The 24,844-nt window shown below is 69.1% G+C and carries 23 protein-coding genes; 7 read left to right on the top strand and 16 right to left on the bottom strand.

What is annotated here, in order from left to right; all coding sequences use genetic code 11:
* Window positions 1-207 precede the first annotated feature (207 nt).
* The gene (locus HMPREF3113_RS04480; RefSeq protein ID WP_070471023.1) at window positions 208-1,563 is read right to left on the bottom strand and encodes an Hsp70 family protein; all 1,356 of its coding nucleotides are present in this window, start codon (window positions 1,561-1,563) and stop codon (window positions 208-210) included.
* A gap of 119 nt (window positions 1,564-1,682) precedes the next feature.
* Here HMPREF3113_RS04480 and HMPREF3113_RS04475 point away from each other — a divergent pair, with 119 nt between their 5' ends.
* The gene (locus HMPREF3113_RS04475; protein WP_019183411.1) at window positions 1,683-2,018 is read left to right on the top strand and encodes a zinc ribbon domain-containing protein YjdM; all 336 of its coding nucleotides are present in this window, start codon (window positions 1,683-1,685) and stop codon (window positions 2,016-2,018) included.
* A gap of 6 nt (window positions 2,019-2,024) precedes the next feature.
* Here the strand turns inward: HMPREF3113_RS04475 and HMPREF3113_RS04470 are convergent, their stop codons facing one another.
* The gene (locus HMPREF3113_RS04470) at window positions 2,025-3,167 is read right to left on the bottom strand and encodes a tetratricopeptide repeat protein (protein ID WP_070471021.1); all 1,143 of its coding nucleotides are present in this window, start codon (window positions 3,165-3,167) and stop codon (window positions 2,025-2,027) included.
* Window positions 3,168-3,396: 229 nt separating this feature from the next.
* Here HMPREF3113_RS04470 and HMPREF3113_RS04465 point away from each other — a divergent pair, with 229 nt between their 5' ends.
* From HMPREF3113_RS04465 to HMPREF3113_RS04450, 4 genes are all read left to right on the top strand, one after another.
* Entirely contained in the window at window positions 3,397-4,002 is a 606-nt protein-coding gene (locus HMPREF3113_RS04465; RefSeq protein WP_070471019.1) for an HD domain-containing protein, read from the top strand.
* A 62-nt stretch (window positions 4,003-4,064) separates the two neighbouring features.
* On the top strand, window positions 4,065-4,244 hold the full coding sequence (locus tag HMPREF3113_RS04460; RefSeq protein WP_037553198.1) for an oxidoreductase-like domain-containing protein: 180 nt from the start codon (window positions 4,065-4,067) through the stop codon (window positions 4,242-4,244).
* Window positions 4,245-4,318: 74 nt separating this feature from the next.
* A complete protein-coding gene (locus HMPREF3113_RS04455) occupies window positions 4,319-4,906 on the top strand; it encodes a DUF998 domain-containing protein (protein ID WP_102788259.1) in 588 nt (195 codons plus the stop codon).
* A gap of 78 nt (window positions 4,907-4,984) precedes the next feature.
* Window positions 4,985-6,331 carry a virulence factor family protein gene (locus HMPREF3113_RS04450; RefSeq protein ID WP_070471014.1) on the top strand — a complete coding sequence of 449 codons (1,347 nt, stop codon included), beginning with the start codon at window positions 4,985-4,987 and terminating at the stop codon, window positions 6,329-6,331.
* Window positions 6,332-6,354: 23 nt separating this feature from the next.
* Here HMPREF3113_RS04450 and mprF read toward each other — a convergent pair whose 3' ends face one another.
* Complete coding sequence (gene mprF / locus HMPREF3113_RS04445) at window positions 6,355-8,919, bottom strand: bifunctional lysylphosphatidylglycerol flippase/synthetase MprF (RefSeq protein WP_070471012.1); 2,565 nt, start codon at window positions 8,917-8,919, stop codon at window positions 6,355-6,357.
* A 195-nt stretch (window positions 8,920-9,114) separates the two neighbouring features.
* Here mprF and HMPREF3113_RS04440 point away from each other — a divergent pair, with 195 nt between their 5' ends.
* Window positions 9,115-9,462, top strand: a complete 348-nt coding sequence (locus tag HMPREF3113_RS04440; RefSeq protein ID WP_019183404.1) for a RidA family protein — start codon at window positions 9,115-9,117, stop codon at window positions 9,460-9,462.
* A gap of 89 nt (window positions 9,463-9,551) precedes the next feature.
* On the opposite strand, the gene rnfB is transcribed toward HMPREF3113_RS04440, so the two are convergent.
* From rnfB to HMPREF3113_RS04400, 8 genes are all read right to left on the bottom strand, one after another.
* A complete protein-coding gene (gene rnfB / locus HMPREF3113_RS04435) occupies window positions 9,552-9,974 on the bottom strand; it encodes an Rnf electron transport complex subunit RnfB (protein ID WP_070471010.1) in 423 nt (140 codons plus the stop codon).
* 28 nt (window positions 9,975-10,002) lie between these two features.
* Window positions 10,003-10,644 carry an HAD-IB family phosphatase gene (locus tag HMPREF3113_RS04430; RefSeq protein WP_070471008.1) on the bottom strand — a complete coding sequence of 214 codons (642 nt, stop codon included), beginning with the start codon at window positions 10,642-10,644 and terminating at the stop codon, window positions 10,003-10,005.
* 60 nt (window positions 10,645-10,704) lie between these two features.
* Window positions 10,705-12,792, bottom strand: a complete 2,088-nt coding sequence (metG, locus tag HMPREF3113_RS04425) for a methionine--tRNA ligase (RefSeq protein ID WP_070471006.1) — start codon at window positions 12,790-12,792, stop codon at window positions 10,705-10,707.
* Between the two features lie 97 nt (window positions 12,793-12,889).
* Window positions 12,890-13,333 (bottom strand): DUF2147 domain-containing protein, encoded by a 444-nt coding sequence (locus tag HMPREF3113_RS04420; protein WP_070425636.1) that lies wholly within the window; start codon window positions 13,331-13,333, stop codon window positions 12,890-12,892.
* A 101-nt stretch (window positions 13,334-13,434) separates the two neighbouring features.
* Window positions 13,435-13,854, bottom strand: a complete 420-nt coding sequence (locus HMPREF3113_RS04415) for an SMU1112c/YaeR family gloxylase I-like metalloprotein (RefSeq protein ID WP_070471004.1) — start codon at window positions 13,852-13,854, stop codon at window positions 13,435-13,437.
* Complete coding sequence (locus tag HMPREF3113_RS04410; RefSeq protein WP_083298718.1) at window positions 13,851-14,930, bottom strand: serine hydrolase domain-containing protein; 1,080 nt, start codon at window positions 14,928-14,930, stop codon at window positions 13,851-13,853. Before HMPREF3113_RS04410 ends, HMPREF3113_RS04415 begins: the two co-directional genes overlap by 4 nt.
* Before the next feature lie 18 nt (window positions 14,931-14,948).
* Window positions 14,949-16,865, bottom strand: a complete 1,917-nt coding sequence (locus HMPREF3113_RS04405; RefSeq protein ID WP_070471001.1) for a DUF885 domain-containing protein — start codon at window positions 16,863-16,865, stop codon at window positions 14,949-14,951.
* A gap of 131 nt (window positions 16,866-16,996) precedes the next feature.
* A complete protein-coding gene (locus HMPREF3113_RS04400; protein ID WP_070425632.1) occupies window positions 16,997-17,674 on the bottom strand; it encodes a DUF502 domain-containing protein in 678 nt (225 codons plus the stop codon).
* 78 nt (window positions 17,675-17,752) lie between these two features.
* Between HMPREF3113_RS04400 and HMPREF3113_RS04395 the strand changes: the two genes are divergently transcribed.
* Entirely contained in the window at window positions 17,753-19,045 is a 1,293-nt protein-coding gene (locus tag HMPREF3113_RS04395; protein WP_139146290.1) for a hypothetical protein, read from the top strand.
* A 23-nt stretch (window positions 19,046-19,068) separates the two neighbouring features.
* Here the strand turns inward: HMPREF3113_RS04395 and HMPREF3113_RS04390 are convergent, their stop codons facing one another.
* The 5 genes from HMPREF3113_RS04390 to trxA form a co-directional block, all read right to left on the bottom strand.
* Window positions 19,069-19,797, bottom strand: coding sequence for a hypothetical protein (locus tag HMPREF3113_RS04390; RefSeq protein WP_046273277.1), 729 nt, complete (start codon window positions 19,795-19,797; stop codon window positions 19,069-19,071).
* A 50-nt stretch (window positions 19,798-19,847) separates the two neighbouring features.
* On the bottom strand, window positions 19,848-20,312 hold the full coding sequence (locus tag HMPREF3113_RS04385) for a DUF4442 domain-containing protein (protein ID WP_019183393.1): 465 nt from the start codon (window positions 20,310-20,312) through the stop codon (window positions 19,848-19,850).
* Window positions 20,313-20,382: 70 nt separating this feature from the next.
* Window positions 20,383-22,014 (bottom strand): CHASE2 domain-containing protein, encoded by a 1,632-nt coding sequence (locus tag HMPREF3113_RS04380; protein ID WP_070470996.1) that lies wholly within the window; start codon window positions 22,012-22,014, stop codon window positions 20,383-20,385.
* Window positions 22,011-23,669 (bottom strand): FecR family protein, encoded by a 1,659-nt coding sequence (locus HMPREF3113_RS04375; protein ID WP_070470994.1) that lies wholly within the window; start codon window positions 23,667-23,669, stop codon window positions 22,011-22,013. Before HMPREF3113_RS04375 ends, HMPREF3113_RS04380 begins: the two co-directional genes overlap by 4 nt.
* Before the next feature lie 215 nt (window positions 23,670-23,884).
* Window positions 23,885-24,748, bottom strand: coding sequence for a thioredoxin (trxA, locus tag HMPREF3113_RS04370; RefSeq protein WP_070470992.1), 864 nt, complete (start codon window positions 24,746-24,748; stop codon window positions 23,885-23,887).
* Window positions 24,749-24,844 lie beyond the last annotated feature (96 nt).

The raw sequence follows: 24,844 nt of genomic DNA, 5'->3' as shown, positions 1-24,844 counted from the left end.
GCGATCCCGGCACCGCGGACGAATCCGGACGGTGGCAGCATCGAAGAGGACGGTGGCCTGGGAGGCCCGGAAGATGGTGCTTGTTGCGTCAAGCGCATTGCGCTTTGAAGCCGAAAGATGATAGCGCTTCCGGCGTAACGTTTTGTTAATAAGGCCGTTCACGCCTCTTCAGGCCTTGTGCGACAAGGCCTGGTGCAAAAAACAGGGTCAGTTGGCGGCGGCCAGCGCCAGCCCGTGGACCACACCGAAGGACGGATTGCCGCGGACCAGGGTCGAGCCCGGGAAGGCATTGGCGACGGCCTGCTGCAGGTAGCCGGCGCGCGACATGCCCCCGGTCAGGAACACCGCTGCCGGGTCGTGGCCGATATCGCTGCGGACCTGCTCGAGCAGGGCGGTCAGTTCGCCCAGATAGCCGCCGGCGGCGGTTTCCAGGCGCGAGGCATCAATCTGCACCTGCAGGCCGCGTTCGATGAACCCAAGCGCGCTGTCGTGACTGGACACACTGCTCAGGGCGATCTTGCAGCGTTCGACCTCGCGGTACAGGCGCGCCGTGTTGCCGGTGTCCTGCAGGGCAGTCAGGCGCGGGCCGAACGGCGCGTCCACATCGCGGTAGGTGTGCTGGCGGAAATCGCGCTGGCGGGTCATGTCCTGCACCATCGCCGCTTCCACGTAGTGATGCGCGGGCACGCGGGTGATACCGCGGCCGAACAGCGGCATGTAGCCGCCCAGGCTCAGCGCCAGGTCGATATCGGTACCGCCGCGGGCGATACCCCAGGCACGGTGGATGGTCGGGGCCTGGCCACCGCCCACCCGGGCATGGGCGATATCGGTGGTACCACCGCCGATGTCCACCACCACCGCGTCGTGTTCCTGCGGGCTTTCGGCGTGGTAATGCATGGCCGCGGCCGCGGGCTCTTCGAGGAAATCGATGCTGTCAAAGCCGGCGGCGATCGCCGCGCCGTGCAGGATCTCCAGCGCCTGGGCGTTGCCGGCTTCGCCGATGGAACTGCGGAACTGGACCGGACGGCCCAGCGTGGCGGTGCGGATCGGGGTGTCCAGCTGGCGCGAGGCGGTCAGGCGGATGTGCTCGAGGATGTGCGTGGCGATGCCGGCGATGGTCTGGCGCGCGCGCGGGTGCAGGTTGTAGCCGAGCATCGATTTCGGGCTCTGCACCAGGTTGCCTTCGTTCTCTTCGAAGTAGGCCTCCAGCGCGTCATCGCCGTAGACGGCGTTCTGCAGCAGGGTGGTGGAGCTGAGCGGGGCCCGCATCTGCTCTTCCATCCACTGCCGGCGCACCACGCGCAGGGCCTCCCGGCGCAGTGCATCAGGCGCGCGTTCCTGGCCGGCGGCGCGGGCATCGCGCGCGGCCGCGTCGACCAGCCGGGCCAGATCGTGCTCCAGCGCCGGGGTCAGTTCGAAGTCGTTCGGGTCGCGCATCACCTCGGGGAAATACACCGTGGTGCGGAACTGTTCGGCCTGGCCGAACTGGATCGGCACCACCTTGCCGTCGATCACCACGGCGGCGGCGGAGTTGCTGGTGCCAAAGTCGATGCCGAGTTTCATGCGGTGGGCCGGGCCGGTGATCAGGGGGCGCGCACTTTGCGGCAACGGGACCGCCGACGCAAGGGCAGGGGGTAACGGGCGGTTACAATGGCGGCCGTTTCGTTACCGAAGAGCTGTCGATGTCCGCCATTCCCGCCTGCCCGCAGTGCACCCTGGAAAACACCTATGCCGATGGCGCGCTGTTCATCTGCGCGGACTGCGGCCACGAGTGGGCGGCCGGTGACGGCGGCGGCGAGGCCCTGGTGGTACGCGACAGCAACGGCAACGTGCTGGCCGCCGGTGACACGGTCACCGTGATCAAGGACCTGAAGGTCAAGGGCTCCTCGATCCCGCTCAAACAGGGCACGGTGATCCGCAACATCCGCCTGGTCGAGGACGACGCCGAGCACATCGAGGGCAACTCGGAAAAGATCAAGGGCCTGGTCCTGAAGACCTGCTTCCTCAAGAAGGCCTGAGCCGGCTCAGTTGGCGTTGGTGCCGCGCTGGCGCCAACGCTGCAGGCTGTCCAGCTTGGCCTGGTAGCGGGACCTGAGCGCATCGCCGCTCTCCCCGGCCAGGTCCCGCGCGCGCTGCATTTCGATCGAGGCCCGGCGAGCATCGCCGGCCAGGAAATAGCTCCGGGCCAGCGCGAAGTGGAACGGATGCGCCGTCTCGTACAGATGCACCGCCCGGCGGTAGAAACGCACGGCTGCTGCATAGTCCCGGCGCTGCTCGGCCTGGGCGCCGAACATGTACTGGGCGAACGGATCGCTGCGCTGCACACGCGCCAGCCGGCTCGCCAGCAGCCCCGCCTGGCGGGTGTCGCCCATGCGGCGGTACAGGGCGCTGGCGTTGCTCAGGCTGGCGCCATGCCGCGGCTGCAGGCGCAGCGCGGTTTCATAGTCCCTGCGGGCCTGGTCCAGGTTGCCGATGCGTGCATCGAGGACGCCGAGGTTGTTCCAGGCCGCCACGAAGTCCGGTGCCATGCCGAGGGCTGCGCTGAAGTAGGCGCGGGCCGTATCGATATCGCCGGCGGTCATGTGGTCCGCGCCGCGGTTGTTGTAGAAATGGGCCAGCGTGCGCTGCCGGTTGATGCGCTGCGGGCCGAGGTGGTCGTAGAGCACGTTGTGGTCCAGATCGACGGTGCCGCTGCGCCCGTCCAGCACGATGCCCGCGTTGACGTGGCCCACGCTGTAGATCACCCCGGAAGCCTGGTACCAGCTCACCACCTGCGCCACTTCCTGGACATGCGCGTCGATGCCGGCCAGGTTGGCCAGGGTGACGAACAGCAGCGTAAAGGACAGGCAGTTGGCACGCCGCGTCTGCCAGGTTTCGGTGATCGTGTAGGTCGCCTCCGGGTCGTAGGCCAGGTGCAGCCCCTGTGCGTCGAAGATCATTTCCACCAGCCGCTGCAGGCGGCGCTCGCGCGAGTAGCCGGGATCGATGACCCGTTCGTGCAGCAGCGCCAGCAGCGGCGCGGGCACCTCCAGGATCTGCGCGGGCGTGGGCGGGGCGGCGGTCGCGCTTGGCCCGGCGGTGCTCACGGCGGGCGCGGGGTCGGCTGCCCAGGCCGGTGCGGCGGCCAGGGCCATGCACATCATCAGCAGGAATCTGCACGTGGTCATCGCCGTCACCTCGCAGGGCGCTGGGGTCCGTCGGGTCCAGTCTAGGCGCGTTGATGGGCCCCGGCATGCCGTTCATCGGCTGTCCGCGCCATCCACAGAGGATGTGGACCAGCGGTCGACAAACGTGTGGATAACCGCGCGCACCGCCTGCACGGCAACGGTTCTGGGAAGGTGGTCAAAAAACCACCGCCCGGCTTGCCAGCGTCGCGGCGACGGCCAATCATGGTGCATGCGCTTCGAACCGATTCCCCTGCCTGCCGGGCAGCGTGCCGAGCTGGAAACCGCCTACGCCCTGCCGCCGCGGGCGTACCACAACTGGTCGCACGTGCAGGCCGTCCTGCAGCACTGCAGCACCGTCGCCGAGGCCGGCCCGGGCTGGACCCGGCCGCGCGAGGTGCAGTTGGCCGCGCTGTACCACGACGCCATCTACGAGGCGGGACGGGGCGACAACGAAGCCCGTTCGGCGGCGCTGGCGCGCGAGGCGATCGCGCGCTGGTTGCCGGCGGCCGGGATCGATGCGGGCCGGGTGGTCGAGCTGATCGAACTGACCGCCCGCCACAGCAAGCTCGCGCCCGGCGATGTCGACCCCGAAGCGGCGCTGTTCCTGGATTGCGACATGGCCATTCTCGGGGCGCCGGCGGCAGTGTTCGACGCCTACGACCGCGGTATCGCCGAGGAATACGCCGGACACGTGCCGGGCTTTGTGTTCCGGCTCAACCGGCGGCGCTTTCTCAAGCAGGTGCTGGGGCAGCCGCGGATCTTCCTGAGCGACTTCTTCCACCAGCGGCTGGATGCGGCCGCGCGCGACAACCTGCGCCGGCGGGTCGGGCGCTGAAGCCCCGGCGCGAAGCATGCCCGTTACACTGTGTGCGCTGTTTTTTTACTCCCTGTGTGGCCATGCCTGTGTCCGTTCCAGCCTCCGATCCGCGTCCGCAGCCGCCGGAAGAACCCGGCCCCAACGAGTGCTGCGGCAGCGGCTGCCCGCTGTGCGTGCTGGATCTGTACAGCGATGAGCTGCAGCGTTACCGCGCTGCCCTGGCTGCATGGAAACAGCGCCACCCCGAGGCCACCGACTGACCCCAGGAGCCGCGATGTCGCTGCCGCTGCCACGCCCCTCCCGCTGGCCCGCCCAGCATCATGGACGCGTCGCCATGGCGACCCTGGTGGCGCTGGCGCTGTTCGTCGCCACCGCGCTGTGGACGCAATGGGCACGCGATGATCTGGACTGGGTGCAGGCCACCCTGAGCCTGTACCTGCATGGCCCCTGGGGGCTGGCCCTGCGCACCGCCTATTGCGTGCTGGCGCTGGCGATCATGCTGCTGGCGGTCTCGCTGCATGCCAACAGTCGTTCGCCGCGCCGCAGTGCGGCGGCGCCGCTGCTGTTCTGGGTCGCCGCGCTGGGCCTGATGGGGGTGGCGATCGGCGACAGCTGGCTGCCCGAGCGCGCGCCGCTGCTGGCGCCGCTGGTGCACGGGCTGTCGGCCAATACCGCGTTCCTGTGCGTGAGCGTGGCGATGCTGCTGCAGAGCTGGTACCTGCGCGCCGATCCGCGCTGGCGCACGTGGGCCGGGCCGGCCTGGTGGTGGGCCTGGCTGTGCTTCGTGCTGCTGTGGCTGCACGTGCTGTGGCGCGGCCCACCGCGCGGCGCTGGGCAGAAGCTGGTGATTGCAGTGGTGGTGGTGTGGCTGGTGTCGGTGGCCTGGCAGCTGTGGCGCCAGGCGCGCCGTGAGCCGCGCTGAGCGTCCGGCCACGGTCTGTACATGCCCTTGGCCGGGCAGGGGCGTATCGTTGGCACTCTATCCATGGGATGCGCGACGATGCGGCGAGCCGGTTTGGGGGTGATGCTGGGACTGGTGATGGCAGGGATGACGGGGGCGGCGCTGGCCGCGCCACCGCAGCAGCTCAGCCATGGTCGTTTCGAGAACGTGCCGGTCCATCTGCCCGACGGCCACCCGCAACGGGTGGTGGTGTGGTTCGACGGCGCGGCCGGCCGCGCCGACAGCCAGCAGCGGATCGACGCACTGCGTTCCGAGGGCGCGCTGGTCGCGCAGGTCGATGTCGCGCACCTGCGCCAGGTGCTGGCCCGCGAGAACAGCGGTGACTGCGCGTTCGGTGCGGGCGACGTCGAGAATTTCTCGCGCTGGTTCCAGGCTTATCTGCACGTGCCCGGCTACCACCTGCCGCTGATCGGCGGCGATGGTGAGGGGGCGGCGCTGGCCTACGCGGTGGCCGCCCAGGCCGACACCCAGGTGTTCGCCGGGCTGATCACCACGGGGTTCTGCCCGTCCGGCGTGCGCGAGCGCAAGGTCTGCGGGGCCGGCAGCAGCCATGGCCGCCTGCAGCCGACCGAGCTGAATTTCCCGTGGTTGAACGCGGCCGGCGATGTGCATTGCCCGGCGGGAGAGTCAGCCGCGTTCGTGCGCAAGGTCGGCATGGGGCGCCAGTTCGAGCGCACCGCGCAGGGCGACGCATTGCCCGGGCTGTTGGCGGCGGCCAAGGTGATCGGCGCCCAGAAGGGCGTCAGCCTGGCGCCGCCACCGGATGACCTCAACGGCCTGCCGGTGGTCGATGTGCCGACCACCAAAGCCGGTGACACCTTCGCCATTTTTGTCTCGGGCGATGGTGGCTGGGCGGGGCTGGACAAGGAAGTGGCCGCGTCGCTGAGCGAGGCCGGCGTGCCGGTGGTCGGCGTGGATTCACTGCGTTACTTCTGGACCGCGCGCACGCCGGAAGGGTTCGCCCGCGACCTGGAGCGCATCGCCACTCACTACAGCCGGCAGTGGCAGCGCCGCAACGTGGTGTTGGTCGGTTTCTCGCAGGGCGCCGACGTGTTGCCTGCGGCGATCAACCAGCTGTCACCGGCAACGCGGGAGGCGGTCTCGATGATCGCGCTGCTGTCGGTCGGCAAGAACGCCGATTATGAGTTCCATGTCAGCAACTGGCTCGGCGGCGGTGGCGACGGCCTGCCGATCGCGCCGGAAGTGGCCCGGCTGCCCGCCGGCAAAACACTGTGCGTGTATGGCGAAGAGGATCGCGATGCACTGTGTCCGTCGCTGCCTGCAGCGGGCAACGCGCAGATCATCAAGCTGCCCGGCGATCATCATTTCAAAGGTGACTACGATCGCCTCGCCGATACCATCGTGCAGCACCTGCCGGCGCGCTGAGCGCCGGCAGTCCCGGTGCGGCCTCAATCGTGCCGACGTGGATCCAGAGAGATCAGCCGGGTCGCATCGAGCAGGGCGGCGGGCAGGTGCACGCCGCCGGGCGCGGCCAGGTAGCGGGCGCGCCAGACCGGGGCGAACTTCGATTTGAAGCGGCGCAGGCCGCTGAAGCCGTAGAAGCGTTCACCGTGCCGCGCGACCACGTTGGCGAAACGGTTCCAGCGCCCGGCCAGGCGATGCTGGGCGAGCCCGGACAGCGGCGCCATGCCCAGCGAGAAGCGGTGGAAGCCCTGCGCGCGGCCCCACAGGAACAGTTCGATGAACAGGAAATCCATGGTGCCTTTGGGCGCATCGTCGACGTGCCGCATCAGGTCGACCGACAGTTCATTGCCGGCCGGCGCCTGCCATAGATTGGCGAAGGCCACGATGCGGCCCTCGGCCTCGACCAGCGCCACCGGGAAGCGGGACAGGTAGGCCGGGTCGAAGCTGCCCAGGGAGAAGCCCTTTTCATCACCGGCCTTGTCGTCCAGCCATTGCTGGGAGACCACCGACAGGGCCGGCAGCAGGGCCGGTACTTCCTCGGGGGGCGCGACGCGGAAGCTCAACCCGCCGCGCTTTCCGCGGTTCCAGGCCTGGCGCAGATCGGCGCGATCGCGGCCTTCCAGGGTGAAGTCCTGCAGCGGGACCATCGCCTCTTCGCCGAGTTTGACCAGGGTCAGGCCGAGATCGAGGTAGGTCTGCCAATGCGCTTCGCCCACCTGGTAGAACACCGGGCGCAGGCCGAGCCGGTCGGCTTCCTCGCGGAAGCGCCAGATCAGCGCACGCACCACCTCCGGCGGGCCGACCGGATCGCCCATCGCGATCAGCGAGCCGCCGTAGCGCTGCATCATCACGAAGCCGCGCTGCGCCTCGTCGCGCAGCACGGCCTTGTCCGCGGTGAGTACCAGGCAGGCCTGGGTGTCCTCGGCGGCGGCGAGGATCGGGGCGAGTGCGCCCAGCGTGGCGGCATCGGCGGCCGGCAGCGGGCTGCGCGTGCTGTGCAGCAACCGGGCCAGGCCGAAGATGGTCAGCGCGATCGCCACCAGCAACAGCGCCCGCAATGCACGCGGCGCGTTGCCCTGCAGCGCGAACTGCCACCACAGCTCGTTCTGGTATTCGACGTGGCTGTAGACGAAGAACAGCAGCCAGATCACCGCCACCAGCACCAGCCCGAGGTTGCGGATCCACGGCCACGACCAGGCCTCATCCAGCAGCGCGCCCTGGCGATAGAACTCGCGGCGCGAGGCCCACAGCGCGGCAGCCACGAGCAGCGCCGACAGCGCGATCAATACCTGCCCGCCGCGCAGCCAGATCGGCAGCGGGGACAGCACGCAGATGCCGAGTGCCAGCATCCACGCGGCATGGCTGCGCCGCTGCAGGCCCTGACCGATCAACAGCAGCGCGACACCGGCCAGACTGCCCAGCAGATGCGAGGTTTCCAGGATGGGCAGCGACGCGGTGATCAGGTGCCGACGAGGGGTCGGCAGGGTGCCGTCGATCACCAGCGCGGCGCCGACGCTGAACACCGCCAGCGCGATGATCTGCGGCAGCCACGGGCGCAGGGCGGTCCAGCCAACCCGGGTCGCACCGGCACCGGCGCGCAGCGGGCGACGCAGCGCGGGCGCCACCGCCAGCACCGTGGCCAGCAGCAGCGGCAGCACGTAGTAGGTCACGCGGTAGATCAATGCCGCCGCCAGCACCGCAGCGGGGGCTACCTGTGGCAACAGCTTCAACAGGCTCCACTCGAATACGCCCAGGCCGGCCGGCACGCTGGAGATCAGGCCGGCCAGCACCGCGACCAGGTACAGACCGACGAAACCGGGCAGCCCGGTCGGCGTATCCATCGGCAGCAGCACATAGAAGGCCGCGCTGGCCAGCACCAGTTCGACCACGCTCAGTGCCGTGACGCCGAGCATCGTGCGGCGATCCGGCAGCCACAACGCATGCCCGCGGATCCGGAAACTGCGGCCCTCGCGCCCCACCAGCAGCACCGTGCCGGCATAGGCCAGCAGGCCAAGGACGCCGATCACACGCACCGCCTGCACCGGGATCGGCAACGCCAGCGCGGCCGCGCCGGGCTCAAGCACGAAGGCCAGCGCCAGCAGCAGCCAGGCGCCGAACATGAAGCCCAGCGTGCTCATCAACACCACCTGGCCGATCTCGCCGAGCGTCAGCCCCGCGCGACCATAGCCACGCAGGCGCACCGCACCGCCGGTGAGCGCGGCAAAGCCCAGCGTCTGCCCCAGCGTATGGGCGAGGAAGGCGGTGATGCCGACCCGCGCTGGATGAAGGCGTTTGCCGCTGCGGCGCAGGCCGATCGCATCGAAGCCGATCAGGCAGGCGTAGCTGGCCAGGCCGAGCAGCACGGTCAATGCGATCTGGCCGGCGCCGAGATGACGGAACGCCTCGCGGATCGCGCGGTAACCGTGTTCGTCGAATTCGTTGGCCAGCCCGCGCAGGGCCAGGGCCAGGATCACCAGCGGGATGACGACGGTTGCGGCGCGACGCCAGGGGGCGCGGGCCGGCGTGGGAGCAGGGGCGGTGTCGGTCATCGGTACAGCGTGCTCCGGGATGGGCGATGAAAGAGTCAACGGCGGGCGTGCCTGCCGGGTCCGGCAAATCGTGCGCCTGATGCCGACGCTTGCCAAGCGGCGGCGCTGTGCGTGCTGTGGCTGCTTTGCGCACCGGCCCCGGCAGGCGCACGCTGCATCGGTGACAATGCGGTTTCATCCAGAGGAGCAAACGCCATGTTGGAACGTTTCGACGTAGGTCCGCGCATGTCCGAAATGACCGTCCACAACAAGGTCGCGTATCTGTCCGGGCAGATCCCCGAAGACACCAGCCAGGACATCACCGGCCAGACCCGTCAGGTGCTGGAAGAGATCGACAAGCTGCTGGCACTGGTGGCCAGTGACAAGCAGCACATCCTGCGCGCGGAAATCTTCCTGGCCGACATCGGCGATTTCGCCGGCATGAATGCCGCGTGGGATGAGTGGGTGGTGGCAGGCATGACCCCGGCGCGCGCGACCGTGGAAGCCAAGCTGGCCGACCCGAGCTGGAAAGTGGAGATCGTGGTGACGGCGGCCTTGCCGTAACCGCGCCGTGAAGCAGGGGCGCCATGGAGATCGACGCATTGCCATGCGCCCCGCTGTCGCCGCTGTCGCGAGCAGGGCCGCGGCCGGCCCTACCGCGTTACGCTGACCAGTGCGATGCAGTCCACTGGGCACGGCGGGATGCACAGTTCGCAGCCGGTGCACAGATCGGCGATGACGGTGTGCATGTACTTGGCACCGCCGACGATCGCATCGACCGGACACGCCTGGATGCACTTGGTGCAGCCGATGCAGTCCGCTTCGATCACCACCGCGACCTGCGGTGCCTTGTGTTCGCCGCGCGAGCGGTCGAACGGCAGCGCGATCACCCCCAGCACATCCGCCAACGCGCGTGCGCCGGCATCGCCGCCTGGCGGACAATGATCGACGCCCGCCTCGCCGCGTGCCATCGCCTCGGCATACGGGCGGCAGCCGTCGTAGCCGCATTGCCCGCATTGGGTCTGTGGCAACAGCCGGTCAAGGCGTTCGGTGAGGGTGTCGATGGGAAGACTCATGGCGTGGCGGTGGCTGCGCGGTGGGGCATCAGGCCCGGCTGTCCCGGGCGGGTGGGGCACTGGCCGGCGCCGTCCGGCGCGGCTTCATGGGTTTGCCGCGGTACCAGCGTTCGTGGGCGAGGGCGAGCATCGGGCGGTCCTCGCTGCTGTCGCCGTAGGCATGGATGCGCAGATAGCGCGGAAGGTCGAAGCGACGGCGGATCTGCGCCACCTTGTGCGGAGCACAGTCGCCCTGGGCATAGCGCCCGGTGAGGCGCCCGTCGCGGCTCTCCAGCCGGTTGCAGATCAGCTCCAGCCCCATCGCCTCGCACCACGGGCGCAGGTACAGGTCCAGCGAGCCGGACACGATCACCACCGTGTGCTGCTGCTTGAGGTGCCACTGGATCTGCTCGAGCATCTCAGGGCGCATCACGCCTGGCAGCACGTCACGCGCGTAGCCAGCGGCCTGCGCGGTGATGTCCTCCAGATGGCGATCGGTGAAGGTCAGGCGGGTGACGCGGCGGCGGAGCCGTTCGGCCGAGATCAGCTTCAGGCGATAGGCCAGCAGCCACGGGCCCACTTTCCACCAGGCCTGCGCGAGCTGTTCGGGGGTGGCCACACGGCGCAGGAAACGCCCGTAGGTATCGCAGGTGGTGACCGTGTGGTCGAAATCGAACAGCGCCAGTTCCAACCCACACCTCCAGGCAGAAAAGCGTGGCAGGGCGACCGGGTGACCGCCCTGCCGTCGCGGTCAGCGGACCGGCATGCCCGGCAGCGCGGCGCTGTCGGCGTCCAGCAGGGCGAGTGCGCCGCCGTCGAAACCGGCCGACAGGATCATGCCTTCGCTCAGGCCGAAGCGCATCTTGCGCGGGGCCAGGTTGGCGATGAACACCACGCTGCGGCCGACCAGCTGCTCCGGCTCGCCGTAGCTGGCGCGGATGCCGGAGAAGATCTGGCGCTTGCCCAGGTCACCGGCGTCGAGTTCGAAGCGCAGCAGCTTGTCCGAGCCCTCCACGAACTCGCAGACCAGCACCTTGCCGATACGCAGATCCAGCTTGGCGAAGTCGTCGATGCCGATGTAGGCCGGCGCGGCCTCGCCATCGGTGGCCACCGCCGGTGCCGGTGCGGCAGCGGGCTTGGCCGGCTTGGCCGGCTTGGCCGGGGCGGCGGGGGCCGGGGTGGCGGCCTGCAGGGTGTCCTTGGAAGCGTCGGTCATGGCGTCGATTTTTTTCGGGTCGATACGGGTGAACAGGGGCTCGTACACCGCGATGGTGTGCGCGGTCAGCGGGGTGGCGATGTCGGTCCAGGTCTGCACCGGCGCCGCCAGGAAGGCCTCGGCCTGCGCGGCGGTGGCCGGCAGCACCGGCTTGAGCGCGGTAACCAGCACGCGGAACAGGTTCAGGCCCTGGGTGCAGACCGACTGCAGCTGCGCATCGGCGCCGTCCTGCTTGGCGATCACCCACGGCTTTTCATCGTCGATGTAGCGGTTGGCTTCATCGGCCAACGCCATGGTCTGGCGCAGTGCACTGGCCGGATCGTTGCGCTCGTACGCCTCGCGGATCGGCGCCAGCGCGGCGACGAAGCGGTCGTACTGGGCGGCATCGGGCAGCGCAGCGGCCAGGCGGCCCTCGAAGCGCTTGCTGATGAAGCCCGCGCAGCGGCTGGCCAGGTTGACGAACTTGCCGACCAGGTCCGCGTTGACGCGCGCGATGAAGTCGCCCAGGTTCAGGTCGAGATCGTCCACGCCGCCGGAGGACTTGGCCGCGAAGTAATAGCGCAGCGCTTCCGGTTCCAGCCCGGCATCCAGGAAGGTGCGCGCCATCACGAAGGTCCCGCGCGACTTGGACATCTTCGCGCCATCCACGGTCAGGTAGCCGTTGACGTGCAGGCGGGTCGGGGCGCGGTGGCCGGTGCCGTGCAGCACCGCCGGCCAGAACAGGCCGTGGAAATTCACGATGTCCTTGCCGATGAAGTGGTGCAGCTCGGTGCTGGTGCCCGCGCGCAGGTGCGCCTCGAAGTCTTCGCCGGTCTTCGCGCACAGCGTCTGGAAGCTGGACAGATAGCCGATCGGCGCATCCAGCCAGACATAGAAGTACTTGCCCGGATGGCCGGGAATCTGGAAGCCGAAGTACGGCGCATCGCGCGAGATGTCCCACGCGCGCAGGCCACCGTCGGCATTGAGCCACTCACCCAGCTTGGCCTTCACGCCCGGCAGGGCGACGTCGCCGGCCAGCCACTCGCGCAGGAAGCTTTCGAAGCGGCCGACCTCGAAGAAGAAATGCTCCGAATCGCGGATTTCCGGCGTCGCGCCGGAGATCACCGATTTCGGGTCTTTCAGGTCGGTCGGGCTGTAGGTGGCGCCGCAGACTTCGCAGTTGTCGCCGTACTGGTCCGGGGTGCCACAGTTCGGGCAGATGCCCTTGATGTAGCGGTCCGGCAGGAACATGCCCTTGGCCGGGTCGTAGAACTGGGCCACGGAGCGGCGCGCGATGTGGCCTTCGGCCTCGAGCTTGAGGTAGAAGGCTTCGGTCAGCGCCTTGTTGGCCGCCGAGTTGGTCGAGTCGTAATGATCGAACGCGACGCCGAACGCGGCGAAATCGCGCTCATGGCTGGCCTGGATGCTGGCGATGAAGGCTTCAGGGGTCACGCCGGCCTTTTCGGCCGCGAGCATGATCGGGGTGCCATGGGTGTCATCGGCGCAGACGAACCAGGTCTTGCCGCCGCTCATTCGACGCGCGCGCACCCAGATGTCAGCCTGGATGTAGCCGACCAGGTGGCCCAGGTGCAGCGGGCCGTTGGCGTAGGGCAGGGCGGTGGTGACGAGAGCGGTGCGGGTCATGGTGAGCGCTGTTGCCAGGGGAACCGGGGATTATCGCATGCCAAAACGCAGTAACCCGGCCGAAGCCGGGTCACCGGGGCTGGAACCTGCGCGGGGCTTACTCGCGCACCCAGGTCTGGGCGCGGCAGATGAAGGCCACGCAGCCGGACACGTCCAGCTTGGCGCCACCGGTCTGCAGCTTCATCTTGGACTTGTAGGTCTTGCCGTTGCCCGGGTCCAGGATGGTGCCGCCGGACCAGGCGTTGGCGCCATCGGCCTTGAGGTTCCACAGGATGGTCATGCCCTTGACCGGCTTGTTCTTGTTGGCGCCCTCGCAGCCATCGCAGACCGGGTTGGGGCCCTTGTCCGAGTGCAGGATGTCCACGACCTTGCCGGTCAGGGTGCCGTTGGTAGCCTGGGTGATCTCCACGATCGACTTCACCTTGCCGGTCTTGTCATCGATGGTCTTCCAGCGGCCGACGGCGCCGTCGGCGGCGCTGGCCGACATCGCAGCCATCATCAGCGGCAGCGCCAGCAACAGGGTCTTGAAGGTCTTGCGCATGTTCCCCTCCCAGGGATGTCCGTGAACGCCGGCGCAGACGGCCGGTACAGAGCCGACTGTATACCCATTCGCTCCGGTACGGAACGTGCCCGGCGCACGGTTCAGCCGGCGTCGGCCGGGATCTCGTACAGCTCCAGCGGCAGGTCGTCGGGATCGGCGAAGAAGGTGAACCGGCGCCCGGTGTACGCGTCCACCCGGATCGGCTCGCAGGCCACCCCGGCCGCGGCCAGGCGTTCGATCATGGGCTCCAGCAGGTGCACGCGGAAGGCCAGGTGGCGCAGGCCCTGGGCCTCGGGGCGGCTGGGGCGCGGCGGCGCCCCCGGGAACGAGAACAGCTCCAGCTGGCTGCCGTCGGGCAGGGCCAGGTCGAGCTTCCAGGAATCGCGCGCCGCTCGGTAGTTCTCGGCGATCACCCGCAAACCGAGCACGCGGGTATAGAAATCCTTCGAGCGGGCGTAATCCGAGGCGATCAGGGCCACGTGGTGGATGCCGGTCAGCGGCGAGGTGTCCGAAGCGTTCATTGCAGGGTGTCCAGCCAGCGCCGGGCGATCTGCAGCGCCAGCGGATAGGGTTCGGGTGCGTTGCGGTTGCTGAGCACGATCACGGTGAGGCGCTGCGCCGGGTAGCGCAGGATCACGTTGCGGAAACCGATGCTCTCGCCGCTGTGCCAGTGTGCGCCGCCGTTGAGGCGCCAACCGAAGCTGTAGAACGGCACGTCCGGTTCGGCGGTGGGCGTGGCAGGGGAGAACATCTGCGTCAGCGATGTCGCTTTCAGCAGCCGCTGGTCATACAGCGCGGCATCCCACCGGGCCAGATCGTCCACCGAGGAATAGATGCCGCCATCCCCGAGCACCGCGCTCGTCACGCTCTGGTCGGTGCGCTGCCAGCGCCCGTCGACCTCGCTGTAGCCATAGGCGCGACGGGCGATATCGTCCACCCCGTCCTGATGGGCCACGCTGTCGCGCATGCCCAGCGGCAGGAAAATCCGCTGGCGCAGGAAGGTCGCGAAATCGCTGCCGGAGGCCTTGCCGACCACCAGCGCCAGCAGCGCGTAGCCGCTGTTGCTGTAGCGGTAGGCCGTGCCGGGTGTGAAGTACGTCCGGTCCTGAGCCTCCAGCAGATGCAGCACATCCTGGTCATGCACCTGCGCGGTCGCGTCGGCGGCCATCAGGTCTTCGTAGTCGAGCAGGCCGCTGGTGTGGCTGAGCAGCTGGCGCAGGGTGATCGCATCGGCGGCGGCCGGCAACGAGGGCAACCAGCGCTTCAGCGGATCATCCAGGGTCAGCGCGCCGTCCTCGGCCAGCAGCAGGATCGCCGCGGCGGTGAACTGCTTGCTGACCGAGGCCAGCCGGAAGTTGGTCTGTGCGGTCACGGCGGTGCGATCTTCCAGAACCGCCAGCCCGTAGCCGCGCCGGAACACCGGTTTGCCATCATGCAGGACCAGCACCGCCGCGCCCGGCACCTGGCCGTCGTAGCGCTGCATCAGGGCATCGATGCCCGGATCCGGCGGTGTCAGCGCCGGCGCGGCCATCACTGACCCGCTGCCGGCGATGCACATCGCGCCGATCCACCCACGTAGATGCCGCACGATGTGCATGTCCGGTTCCTTCTGCGGTCAGGGCGCGGGCGTTGCCGCACCGTTCTGGCTGGCGATCCAGCGGGCGATCTTGGCATCCAGGATATCCAGCGGCATCGAACCATCGCGCAGCACTTCCTCATGGAAGCGACGTGCATCGAAACGCGGCCCCAGTGCCGCCTTGGCCTTGTCGCGCAGCTCCATCATCTTCAGCTCGCCCAGGCCGTTGGCGAGGGTCTGCCCGGGCAGGGCCATGAAGCGCTCGACTTCGGCATTGGCATCGCTGGCACTCATGTCCGCGGTCTTGACCAGGTAGTCCACGGCCTGGCGCTTGCTCCAGCCCTGCGCGTGCACGCCGGTGTCGGCGGCCATGCGTGCGGCGCGGGTCAATGCGGCCTGGAGATAGCCGATGCGTTCGTACGGATCCTGATAGACGCCCAACTGCTCACCCAGCGACTCGGCGTACAGGCCCCAGCCTTCCACGAAGGCGATATCGCCGCCCAGGCGACGGAAGCGCGGCAGCTTGTCCAGCTCCTGCTGCAGGCCCAACTCCACGTGGTGGCCGGGAATGCCTTCGTGCAGGAACTGCATCGGTGCGGCCCAGCGGCGGCGGCTCGGCAGATCGCCGGTGTTGATGTACAGCACGCCTGGGCGCATGCCGTCCGGCAGCGGCTGCTGGTAGCTCACCGCGCCGGCGGTGGCGGCACGCTCGGGCTCCACCGCGCGGATCTCCATCGGCGCCTTGGGCAGCGTGCCGAGCAGGGTCGGCAGGCGCGCATTGACCTGGCTCTGCAGCTGCTTGTAGCGGTTGATCAGTGCATCGGCGTTGGCGTACTGGAAATCGCGGTCGGTGCGCATCGTGCGCAGCAGCTTCTGCTGCGAGCCGCGGATCCGGTTGTCTTTCATGATCGTGGCGATCTGTGCCTGCAGCGAGGCCACGCGCTGTTCGGCCAGTGCGTGGATCTGCTCGGGCGTCAGCGTGGAGGCCGTGCTCTGCACGATGGTCTGCGCATACCAGGCCTTGCCGCCGGGCAGGCCGGCCAAACCATCGGTGCTGCGCGCGGCGGGCAGGTACTCGGTGGCGATGTAGCCGCGCAGGGCGCGGTAGGACGGCATGATGCGCAACTCGATCATGCGCTTGTACTCGGCCGTGATGCGCACTTTGTCAGCCTCGGGGAAATCCTCGGGCAGATTGCGCACCGGCGCCCAGAAGATGCTTTCCTCGGCGGTGGGCTTGATCACCGCATCCAGCTGCGGCAGCACTTTTTCCATCAGGTCGCGCGGCTGCACCACGCCGGCAGCCATGCCTTGGCGCATGTTGGCGATGGCCTGTTCGAACAGTGCTGGGATGCCCAGCGAACGGCGCGACCAGCCGTCGTAATCCTGCACCGTGTTGAACGGCTGGGCGCCGGAGCCGGAGCCGAGAATGGCCATGATGCTGCCGAGGTTGTAGTACTGGCTCACCGGCAGCATCCAGCCCGGGAACTGTTCGGCCGCCAGCGACATGCGCGCATCGCGCACGAAGATTTCATAGCTCAGCAGGTCCTGGCCGGTCAGGCCATCCGGGCCGATCTTCTCGACCTTGCCCAGCCATTCCACGGTGAAATCATGCGACTGCTGGCGGTACGCGGCCGAGAGGATGTTGGGGAGTTGATCGTTGTGGCGGCTGTCGCCCTGGAAGGTGGCCTGCAGCGGGTTGAGCCGCATCGAGGCATCCCAGTACTCATCGTAGATCCGGTCCAGCTGCGCGGCCTTGCTCTGCTGGCGTACCAGCGGCTGGCGGGCAGGGGCGGCGGCCGGGCGTGCACGCGGCTTGGCCTTGGGCTTGGCGGCGGGCCGGGACTGGGCCGCGGCGGGCCGGGTGGCCTTTTTCTTGGCGGCTTCGGCCGGAGCGGCGGCACTGAAGGCCATCAGTACGGCGATGGCAAGCGCCAGGGCGCGGGCGGGGTGGGGCATCGGCTGTTTCCGTAAACGCACAGACGAGGGAGCTTGCCCGATTCGCCTGCGTACGGCCAGCATCGGCCCCCGGTCAGCTTTGTCATGTACGGCGCGCGGTCAGCTGCGGCAGCGCCAGGCTGCCGCCACGCTCAACGATCGCCGGCGCGGGTGAACGGCATGGTTTCCGGCGCGACCGCACCGCCGGAAATGATGAAGCTCATCGCCTGGTCCACGGTCCAGTCGGTCGGGGTCAGCAGCTCGACCGGCACGATTTCCAGATAGCCCGAGGTCGGATTGGGGGTGGTCGGCACGTACACTGCCGCCAGCTCGCGCCCACTGCCTTCTTCCTTCATCACCCGCGTGACCAGCCCGACCGACTTCATGTCCCGGTGCGGGAAATCGATCAGCACCACGCGCTGGGTGCTGCCCGGTTCGGTCTGCAGCATGTCCAGCAGTTTCTTGGCGCTGTCATAGATGATGCTGGCCAACGGGATGCGTTTGATCACCGCGCCGAACCAGCGCAGCAGGCGCTGGCCGATCACGCGGCGGCTGAGCACACCCACCGAGAGGATCACCAGCAACGTGGCGGCCAGGGCGATGATGTCCTGCATCCACTCGACCTTGATCCAGCCCAGGTAATGCGGGAAGGAGGCAGCGATCTGCTCGGATAACGGCACCACCAGCGGGCTGGAAATGCCCGAAAGCAGCACGAACACGAATTTGACCACCACCCAGGTCAGCCAGATCGGCAGCAGGGTCAGCAGACCGGTCAGGAACAGGCGCTGCAGGGAGGGACGCGGAACGAGTTGGGGGGCTTCGGGCGACATCCGCGCATTGTAGCGGGGGCGATGCCCGGTTTACGCTGCCCGTCCCCGCAGGACGCGGGCGCTGGGGAGAATGCTGTGTTGAAGAATGGACTGAAATGGGTGGGCATCTCGATCCTAAGCCTGATGGTGGCGGTCGCGGTGGTCTGGGCGGCCTCGCGGTTCTGGCCGCTGCTGGTTGAGCAGCGCGAGGCGATGCGGCTGCTGCAGGCGCCCGTGCCCACGAACGGCGGGAACGGCTTCTCCGCGTTGTGGACCCTGCGCTACGACGGACTGGATGCCAACGCACGCGAAGCGGTGCTGGCGCAGGATGTGGAGCGTTGGCGCACCGGCACGCCCGGCCAGCGGCCGGTGGACTCCAGCGCGGAAGGACGCTACCCCGCTACGCCGCTGCCCGCGCTGGCGCGGTGTGGCCGACGGGGCATGGGCTGTCTTGCGGCGGTGCGCGCCGACCCGGAGCGTTTCGCCGCCGCGCATGCCGGTCATGATGCGCTTCACAAGCGCGTGGCCGCGATTGCCGGCCATGGGCACTTCGTCTCCCCGTTCATGCCGTTCGATACCGACCCGATGGTGCCGCTGCCGGTCTTCCACCCGATGCTCGACCCGGTATCGGCGCATGCGCTTGCCCACGTGCGTGGTGACAGTGGTGCCGCACTCGCTGGTGCCTGTGCGGACATCCTCAGTGGGCGCCGGATGACGGGGCAGGGCGATACGCTGATCACCAGCATGATCGGCGCGGCGGTGGTGGAGACCAACGCGCGGCTGCTGGCCGACATCCTGGTCGAACTGCCCGCCGATGCGACGCTGCCTGCGGCCTGTGAGGCCGCACTGACGCCCATGACGTCTGGCGAGCAGAGCCTGTGCATGGCGATGCGCGGTGAGTTCGCGCTGGCCGGGGCGGGGTTGCGCCTGGCCAGCGGAGACCCCAAAGGCAATCGCCTGCTGCTGGATGTGCCGCGTACCCAGGCGCGCATGGCGCCGCGCTACGCGTGGGCGTGCGCTGCCAGTGCCGAGCTGGTGGCCGCGCGCGATGCGCCCGCCCCGATTCCCGGGCCGGCGCAGGATCGCTTTGCGTGCATCGCCAATCCGCTGGGCTGCAGCCTGGCCAATCTTCCCGGGCCGGACATGCAGCAGTACGCGGGCCGCCCGCAGGACGCCGCCGCGATGCTGCGCCTGGTGGCGGCACAGCGCTGGCTGCGCCAGCAGCCTGGCGAGGCATCCGTGGCACTTGAGAGGTTGCCGGAGGCGCTGCGTTCGCCCACCCGCACCCCGGTGCTCAGCGACGATGGCCTGTGGCTGCAGGTGGACCGGCGCGTGGTGAGGGACGAGGGCGGGCTGACCCTGCAGGTGCCGATGCAGGCGCCGGCACATTGAACCGCGCGCGGTGCGGCGGCGGTTCAGCCCCCCTCGGCGTCCGCCAGCGGTTCGAAGCTGCTGCCGTCGCCCACCGTCTCCAGGGTCCAGCGGCGCGGTGAGGTAAGCGTTTCCCAACGCACCGTTTCGCGGTCGGCGTCGGTGCTGCCCTCGGCGTGGCGCACCCGGCGGGTCGAGTAATTGATGCTCAGGTCTTCGGTCTGCCCGGAATTGCGCATCAACGAACTGCGGTCGTAGCCGATCAGCGCGAAGGCGCCATCCTGCCAGCGGAAGGTGAAGCTGGCCGAGCCGGTGGACCAGCTGCCGGCGTTGGAAAAGAAGAACAGGGTGGTGCGCAGGGTGCCGCGCACGATCGAGACGCCCGCGCCGTCCTCGAATACGTCGGACAGGTTCGGCGCCTCATGGCGGGTGATCAGCGTGTGGTTCTGCGCGGCGAGCGCGTAGCCGTCCTGCGTGGCCCAGGCGATGGCAAGCAGGCGCGGATTGCTGTCCAGCGGGCTGATCCCGAAGCCATCGTGTTCGACGATGTTGCGCGGGTCCTGCTGGCGCAGCACCAGTACCAGGTCATCGCGCCTGTCACCGTTGAGGTCGCCGCTCAACTGCTGCTCGATACGCCAGCCGGCGGGCACGAAGCCGGCCGCGGAGGTGGCACTGGCCGGCAGCACCGGGTAGTCGACCGGCGGGATCCGCAGTTCCTGGCCAACGGCGGGCAGGGCGGTGAGCAGCAGGGTGATCAGAAGCGGCAGGCGCATGGTCGTCCGTGGGGTGGAGCCGGCGCGCGAGCATAGCAGCGCGCTGTCGTTCACCCCGCGCGCTGGCGCGCCCCGGGCTTGAGGCGCAGGTAGACCTGCTTGCGCACGCGCGCGATGACCTCGCCCTGGGCATCGACGATGTCATTGCTGAACCAGTGCAGGTATTTCCCGCCGTCGGCGGTGGCTGCGCGCAACTGGTCCAGCAGTGGCTCGTCCAGACGGAACTCGGCCGCCACCGTGCCGCGGCCCGGCTTGAGGAATTCGATCTCGCCGGCGCGGTCCCAGACGTAGTAATCGCGCCCCAGGTTCTGCATCACGGTGAGCATCCAGAACGGATCGGTCATCGCGAACAGGCTGCCACCGAAGTGGGTGCCGACGTAGTTGCGGTTCCACGGGCGCATGCGCAGCTCGACGCGCACATGGCGGTAGTCCGGGCTGACATCGGTCACGTGGATGCCGGTGAACAGGAACGGCGGCCACAGGTTGATGCCGTGGCGGAAGACAGCGGCCTTCATTCGGGTCACGTCACGCTGGGGAGGTGGCCGGAGTCTACCATTCGCTTGCGTATGGTGCTTGGCGGTGGGCTCAGCCCGGGCCGCCGTCATCGGCCGCATAGCCGTTCCGCCCGGCCGCCTTGGCCTGGTACAGCGCCGCATCGGCTCCTTCGAAGAAGTGACGCGGTTCGGTGCCCGGTGTCGGCACCCGGGTGAACACGCCGGCGCTCAGGGTGATATGCGTGGTGGCACCGCGGCCGGCGGGAATTTCCAGCGCCTGCGCCCGTGCGACCAGGTCCTGCACCACCTGCACTGCGCCATCCGGCGTGGTGTCGGGCAGGATCAGCGCGAACTCGTCGCCGCCAAAGCGCGCGGCCATGTCGCGCGGCCGGCGCGCGTGCGCCCGGATCTCCTGCGCGATCCGGCGCAGCACGGTGTCACCGGCCTGGTGACCAAAATCGTCGTTGTGGCGCTTGAAGTGATCCACGTCGATCAACACCAGGCTCAGCGGCCGTCCGCTGCGGCAGCCGGCATCGTGCTCGGCCTGCAGGGTCTGCTCGAAGCGCAGCCGGTTGCCCAGCCCGGTGAGCGCATCGCTGTTGGCCTGGCGACGCCAGGCGCTGACCCGCCACAGCGTCCAGGCCAGCAGCACGGCCAGCATGCCGGTCAGGGCCGCAGCCGGTGCGAACCACAGGTTGCCCGCACGCAGCAGCACGAAGCTGAGCAGCAGCGTCAGCGGGAGGGCGAGCACGCCGGTGAGCCATGCCCGCGGCAGCGTCAACAACAGGCAGCACAGCGCGACCAGCACCCCGGTGAGGGCGCTCTGCCATGCCGACGGCAGCGGGTTGATGACCTTGTCGGCCAGCAGCATCGAAGCGACGTTGGCCTGGTACTCGCTGCCACTCATCCAGCGCTCGCGGGTGGTGGGCGTCAGCAGGCGCGGCGCGATCCCGCTGGCGGTCGTTCCGACCAGCACCCGGCGCCCGCGCAGCAGGGCCGTATCAACCTCGCCGTTGAGCACGTCGGCATAGGAAACCTGCGGGAAGCGCTCGGGCGGGCCGGCGTAGCGCACGCGCACATAGTGGTCGCGCCGCCATTGATAGGGCGAGGCCAGATCGGGCTGGGGGTCATGCAGGCCCGGCAGCGGGCCGCGCGTGTCGGCCAGCGCCAGCCCCAGTGCCGGCCAGTGCGGTGAGCCGATCCCGGCGGTGAGGTACAGGCCACGGGCGACGCCGTCGCCGTCGACTTCGATATCGCTGTGCCCCAGGCTGGCCGCGTTGGCGGCGATCAGCGGGATCGGCAGCAGTTCCTCGGCCATGCGCGGGCCACTGGCCGGGGCCGCCAGTACCGGCAGTACCACGTGCCCGTTGCGGCGGATCGCCGCGGCCAGCTCGGCATCCTGGGCGCTGTCCTGCCGGTCCGGCTCGGACAGCATCAGGTCCAGCACCACGCGCTCGGCGCGGGCGTCGGTGAGCCGGTCCAGCAGGCGCGCGTGGGTGCCGCGCGGCCACGGCCACTGGCCCAGCTGCTGCAGGCTGTTGTCGTCGATCGCCACGATCAGCAGGCGGGCGTCGGGGGTGTACTCCCCCCCGCCGACGTAGGCGTCGTAGACCGCCTCGTCCTGCTTCCAGAACCATTGCCAGTGACTGGCCGCGACCGCCAGCGCACCGACCAGCGCGGCCAGCAGGAGGCGGTGGGGCCAAGGCAGATGCAGCGGCGTCACAGCAGCAGCCACAACAGCAGCGCACTGCCCCCGGTGGCGTAGCAGGTGCGGCACGGCAGGGCGATCTGCTGTGCCGGCGAGAACGGCCCCGCGTAACCGTCGTCGTCGATGTACTGCACGCGCACATGCAGGGTGCCGCGCCAGGGGCGCTTGATCGACACCTCCGGCTGGTCCAGTTCGCGATCCAGCAGCGGCGCACTGAAATCGCCGCGGCGGTCCAGCTGCACGCGATAGCGCTGGCCCGGTTCGCCCGCCTGCCAGCGCAGGGTCAGCTGGCCCTGGGCGGCTTCCGGCGGTTGCAGCGCCGGGTCGACCGGCTCGTCGGTGATGGTCAGCGGCAGCGGCTGGCCGAAGCGGCCGCGGTCGCCGTTGCGATCCACCGACGCCACGCGCCAGACATAGTCCCCCGGGGCCAGATCCAGGATGGGACGCAGGTGGGTGGCGCGGGTGTCCTGTTCAAGCAGGAGAGTGAGGAACTGCGGATCGCGGGCGATCTGCAGCACCGTGCGCTCGGCCTCGGCCACCCGGGTCCACTCGAAGCGGGGGCGCGCGCTGTTGAGGGTCTGCCCATGCAGCGGGCGCACGGTCAGCGGCGGGACCGGCTGATCGCGCACCAGGAAGTCCTGCCTGGCGTCCAGGCCTTCGACCTGCACCGCGCTGACCGCCCGTACCAGCAGGCGCAGCTCGCCTGGCGGCAGGTCGGGCAGGCTGAGCGTTGTGGCAGCGGTATCACGCCCGAACAGCAGCACCTCGGGTTGATCGGCGCGGACCACCTCGACCCGGTATCCGGCAGCATCGCTGACCGGCTGCCAGGCCACGGTCGCCGGCAGGGTGACGAGCCGCTGCGGCTCGGTCGCCATCACGGGCGCGGGCAGCAACGCCTCCAGGCCGGCCGGGCGCGTGTCCAGCGAGGGGCTGCGGGTGGCCTGGCCGCGGGTGACCAGGCGCTGGCCACGGCGGTTGCCGACCTGCACGCGGCCTTCCAGCACTTCGGTCGCCGCGCCACGGCCGTCCTGGCCGGCGCTGACCCGGAACACGGTGCCGCGCACGCTGCTGGTCGCGGTCGGTGCATCGATGATGTAACGCGAGGCCGGTCCGTTGGCAGGGGTCACCCGGTTGCTGGCGCGGCCCTGTTCCAGCCGCAGGCGGGTATCGACCATGCCGGTGTGCCCGTAGCGCGAGAGCTGATCGAAGCGCAGGCGCGAGCGCTCGCGCAGCTGAAGACGCGAATCATCGGCGAACACCACGGTGACGCTGGCGTCCTCGCCGGTGACCAGCTCCTGGCCGATCCGCAGCAGATCGCCTTCGATCACATCGCGACGCGGCTGGCCGTCGGCCTGGCTCTGCACCGGGCCGCGCACGGCGAGCACGCGTGCCGGCGCGGGCTGCACCTGCAGCCAGGCCACCGGGAAGCGCAGCTGGCTGCCGGGGGGCAGGCGGTAGGGATCGGCGATGCCGTTATGCGACTGCAGCTGTTCCCAGGCAATGGACGGCTTGAGGTAGCGGGCACTCAGGTCCCAGATCGTGTCGCCGGGACGCACCCGGTAGGTCCAGTCCTGTGCCAGCAGCGGCGCGGCGGACAGCAGCAACGCCACCAGCACCACAAGGCGGGCAGCCAAAGGGAAACGAAGCAATCGGGTCAATCTCACGGTCATTCACGGCCCTGCAAGGCGGGGCGCAGCCAAGTAGGCCGCCATGGCCCAGACCTCATCCTCCCCGATGGATCGCAGCCTCCAGTGGGCCGCGGCGGCATTATTGCCCGGGAGCCGTGCAGGGTTTGTGAACGTGATTCACGTCACACATCAAAGCTGCCAGTTGGGATAGGCAGGTTCGACTGGCCAGCGCCCCGAGAGGCGCTGGCCGCCGGCGATCAGAACAGCAGCGACGCCATGCGGCGGCGGTACTGGCCGACCAGATCTTCATCCTCGATCACCTTGAAGGCATCGATCAGCAGTTTGCGCGGACGCCCGTCGTCATAGGTGCGATCCCGGCGCAGCATGTCCAGGAACTGCTCCAGCGCAGCGGCGTCCTGGCCGGACAGCAGCAGCTGCACGCCGCGCAGGTGGCGGGCCTGCAGGTCGTCGCTGTTGGCCGCAATGCGCGCGTCCAGCACCTCCGCGGCCGGAGCCTCCTGCAGCGCACTGGCGAACTCCAGGCGGGCACGGGCGCGCACGGCGCGGTCATCGGTGGATAGATTGGCCGGGAGCGCATCGATCAGCGCGGTGGCCTCGGCGGTGGCGCCGGTCTGCAGCAGGGCCAGGGCGAGGTCGAGCTTGAGTTCTTCCTTGTCCGGCTCGGCGGCGATCGCCGCGCGCAGCACGTCGACCTGGGCCTGCGGATCCAGCGGAGGCGCCTCGACGGCTTCTTCCTCGTCCGGGGCCGCCTCCAGCGGGACCACGCCATGCTGGGTCAGGAACTCGCGCAGTTGACCCTCCGGCACCGCACCGGGGAAGCCGTCCACGATCTGCCCGCCCTTGACCAGGAACACGGTGGGCACCGAACGGATCTGGAACGCGGCCGCGATCTGCTGTTCCTTGTCGACATCGACCTTGGCCAGCTCGAAGGCACCGTGGTATTCGCCCGCCAGCTTTTCCAGCATCGGGCCCAGGGTCTTGCAGGGGCCGCACCAGGTGGCCCAGAAATCGACCAGCACGGGGGTCTGCAGGGACTTCTGCAGGACCTCGGTCTCGAAGGTCTCGGTGGTGGCGTCAAAAACGTGGGGCAGATCGCTCATGGTTTCAAATCAACCGGGAAACTGGAGAGCAAGTGTATGGTGCCGGCCGCGACCGGACGCAACCCCGGCCGACGGATCGGCCTGGAAGCGGCGACA

This window comes from Stenotrophomonas sp. HMSC10F06 (genome assembly GCF_001807865.1).
GTDB classification, from domain to species: domain Bacteria; phylum Pseudomonadota; class Gammaproteobacteria; order Xanthomonadales; family Xanthomonadaceae; genus Stenotrophomonas; species Stenotrophomonas bentonitica_A.
This window is presented reverse-complemented; position numbering and strand designations above follow the sequence as displayed.

Bases quoted from the DNA above. Each gene is read 5' to 3' on its own strand.
- HMPREF3113_RS04390 (WP_046273277.1), bottom strand. From the start codon at position 19,797: ATGCGCCTGCCGCTTCTGATCACCCTGCTGCTCACCGCCCTGCCCGCC.
- mprF (WP_070471012.1), bottom strand. From the start codon at position 8,919: ATGACCGACACCGCCCCTGCTCCCACGCCGGCCCGCGCCCCCTGGCGT.
- HMPREF3113_RS04415 (WP_070471004.1), bottom strand. From the start codon at position 13,854: ATGAACGCTTCGGACACCTCGCCGCTGACCGGCATCCACCACGTGGCC.
- HMPREF3113_RS04385 (WP_019183393.1), bottom strand. From the start codon at position 20,312: ATGAAGGCCGCTGTCTTCCGCCACGGCATCAACCTGTGGCCGCCGTTC.
- HMPREF3113_RS04405 (WP_070471001.1), bottom strand. From the start codon at position 16,865: ATGCCCCACCCCGCCCGCGCCCTGGCGCTTGCCATCGCCGTACTGATG.
- HMPREF3113_RS04460 (WP_037553198.1), top strand. From the start codon at position 4,065: ATGCCTGTGTCCGTTCCAGCCTCCGATCCGCGTCCGCAGCCGCCGGAA.
- trxA (WP_070470992.1), bottom strand. From the start codon at position 24,748: ATGAGCGATCTGCCCCACGTTTTTGACGCCACCACCGAGACCTTCGAG.
- HMPREF3113_RS04475 (WP_019183411.1), top strand. From the start codon at position 1,683: ATGTCCGCCATTCCCGCCTGCCCGCAGTGCACCCTGGAAAACACCTAT.
- HMPREF3113_RS04455 (WP_102788259.1), top strand. From the start codon at position 4,319: ATGGCGACCCTGGTGGCGCTGGCGCTGTTCGTCGCCACCGCGCTGTGG.
- HMPREF3113_RS04420 (WP_070425636.1), bottom strand. From the start codon at position 13,333: ATGCGCAAGACCTTCAAGACCCTGTTGCTGGCGCTGCCGCTGATGATG.
- HMPREF3113_RS04480 (WP_070471023.1), bottom strand. From the start codon at position 1,563: ATGAAACTCGGCATCGACTTTGGCACCAGCAACTCCGCCGCCGCCGTG.
- metG (WP_070471006.1), bottom strand. From the start codon at position 12,792: ATGACCCGCACCGCTCTCGTCACCACCGCCCTGCCCTACGCCAACGGC.
- HMPREF3113_RS04440 (WP_019183404.1), top strand. From the start codon at position 9,115: ATGTTGGAACGTTTCGACGTAGGTCCGCGCATGTCCGAAATGACCGTC.
- HMPREF3113_RS04465 (WP_070471019.1), top strand. From the start codon at position 3,397: ATGCGCTTCGAACCGATTCCCCTGCCTGCCGGGCAGCGTGCCGAGCTG.
- HMPREF3113_RS04450 (WP_070471014.1), top strand. From the start codon at position 4,985: ATGCGGCGAGCCGGTTTGGGGGTGATGCTGGGACTGGTGATGGCAGGG.
- HMPREF3113_RS04410 (WP_083298718.1), bottom strand. From the start codon at position 14,930: ATGCACATCGTGCGGCATCTACGTGGGTGGATCGGCGCGATGTGCATC.
- HMPREF3113_RS04400 (WP_070425632.1), bottom strand. From the start codon at position 17,674: ATGTCGCCCGAAGCCCCCCAACTCGTTCCGCGTCCCTCCCTGCAGCGC.
- HMPREF3113_RS04375 (WP_070470994.1), bottom strand. From the start codon at position 23,669: ATGACCGTGAGATTGACCCGATTGCTTCGTTTCCCTTTGGCTGCCCGC.
- rnfB (WP_070471010.1), bottom strand. From the start codon at position 9,974: ATGAGTCTTCCCATCGACACCCTCACCGAACGCCTTGACCGGCTGTTG.
- HMPREF3113_RS04470 (WP_070471021.1), bottom strand. From the start codon at position 3,167: ATGACCACGTGCAGATTCCTGCTGATGATGTGCATGGCCCTGGCCGCC.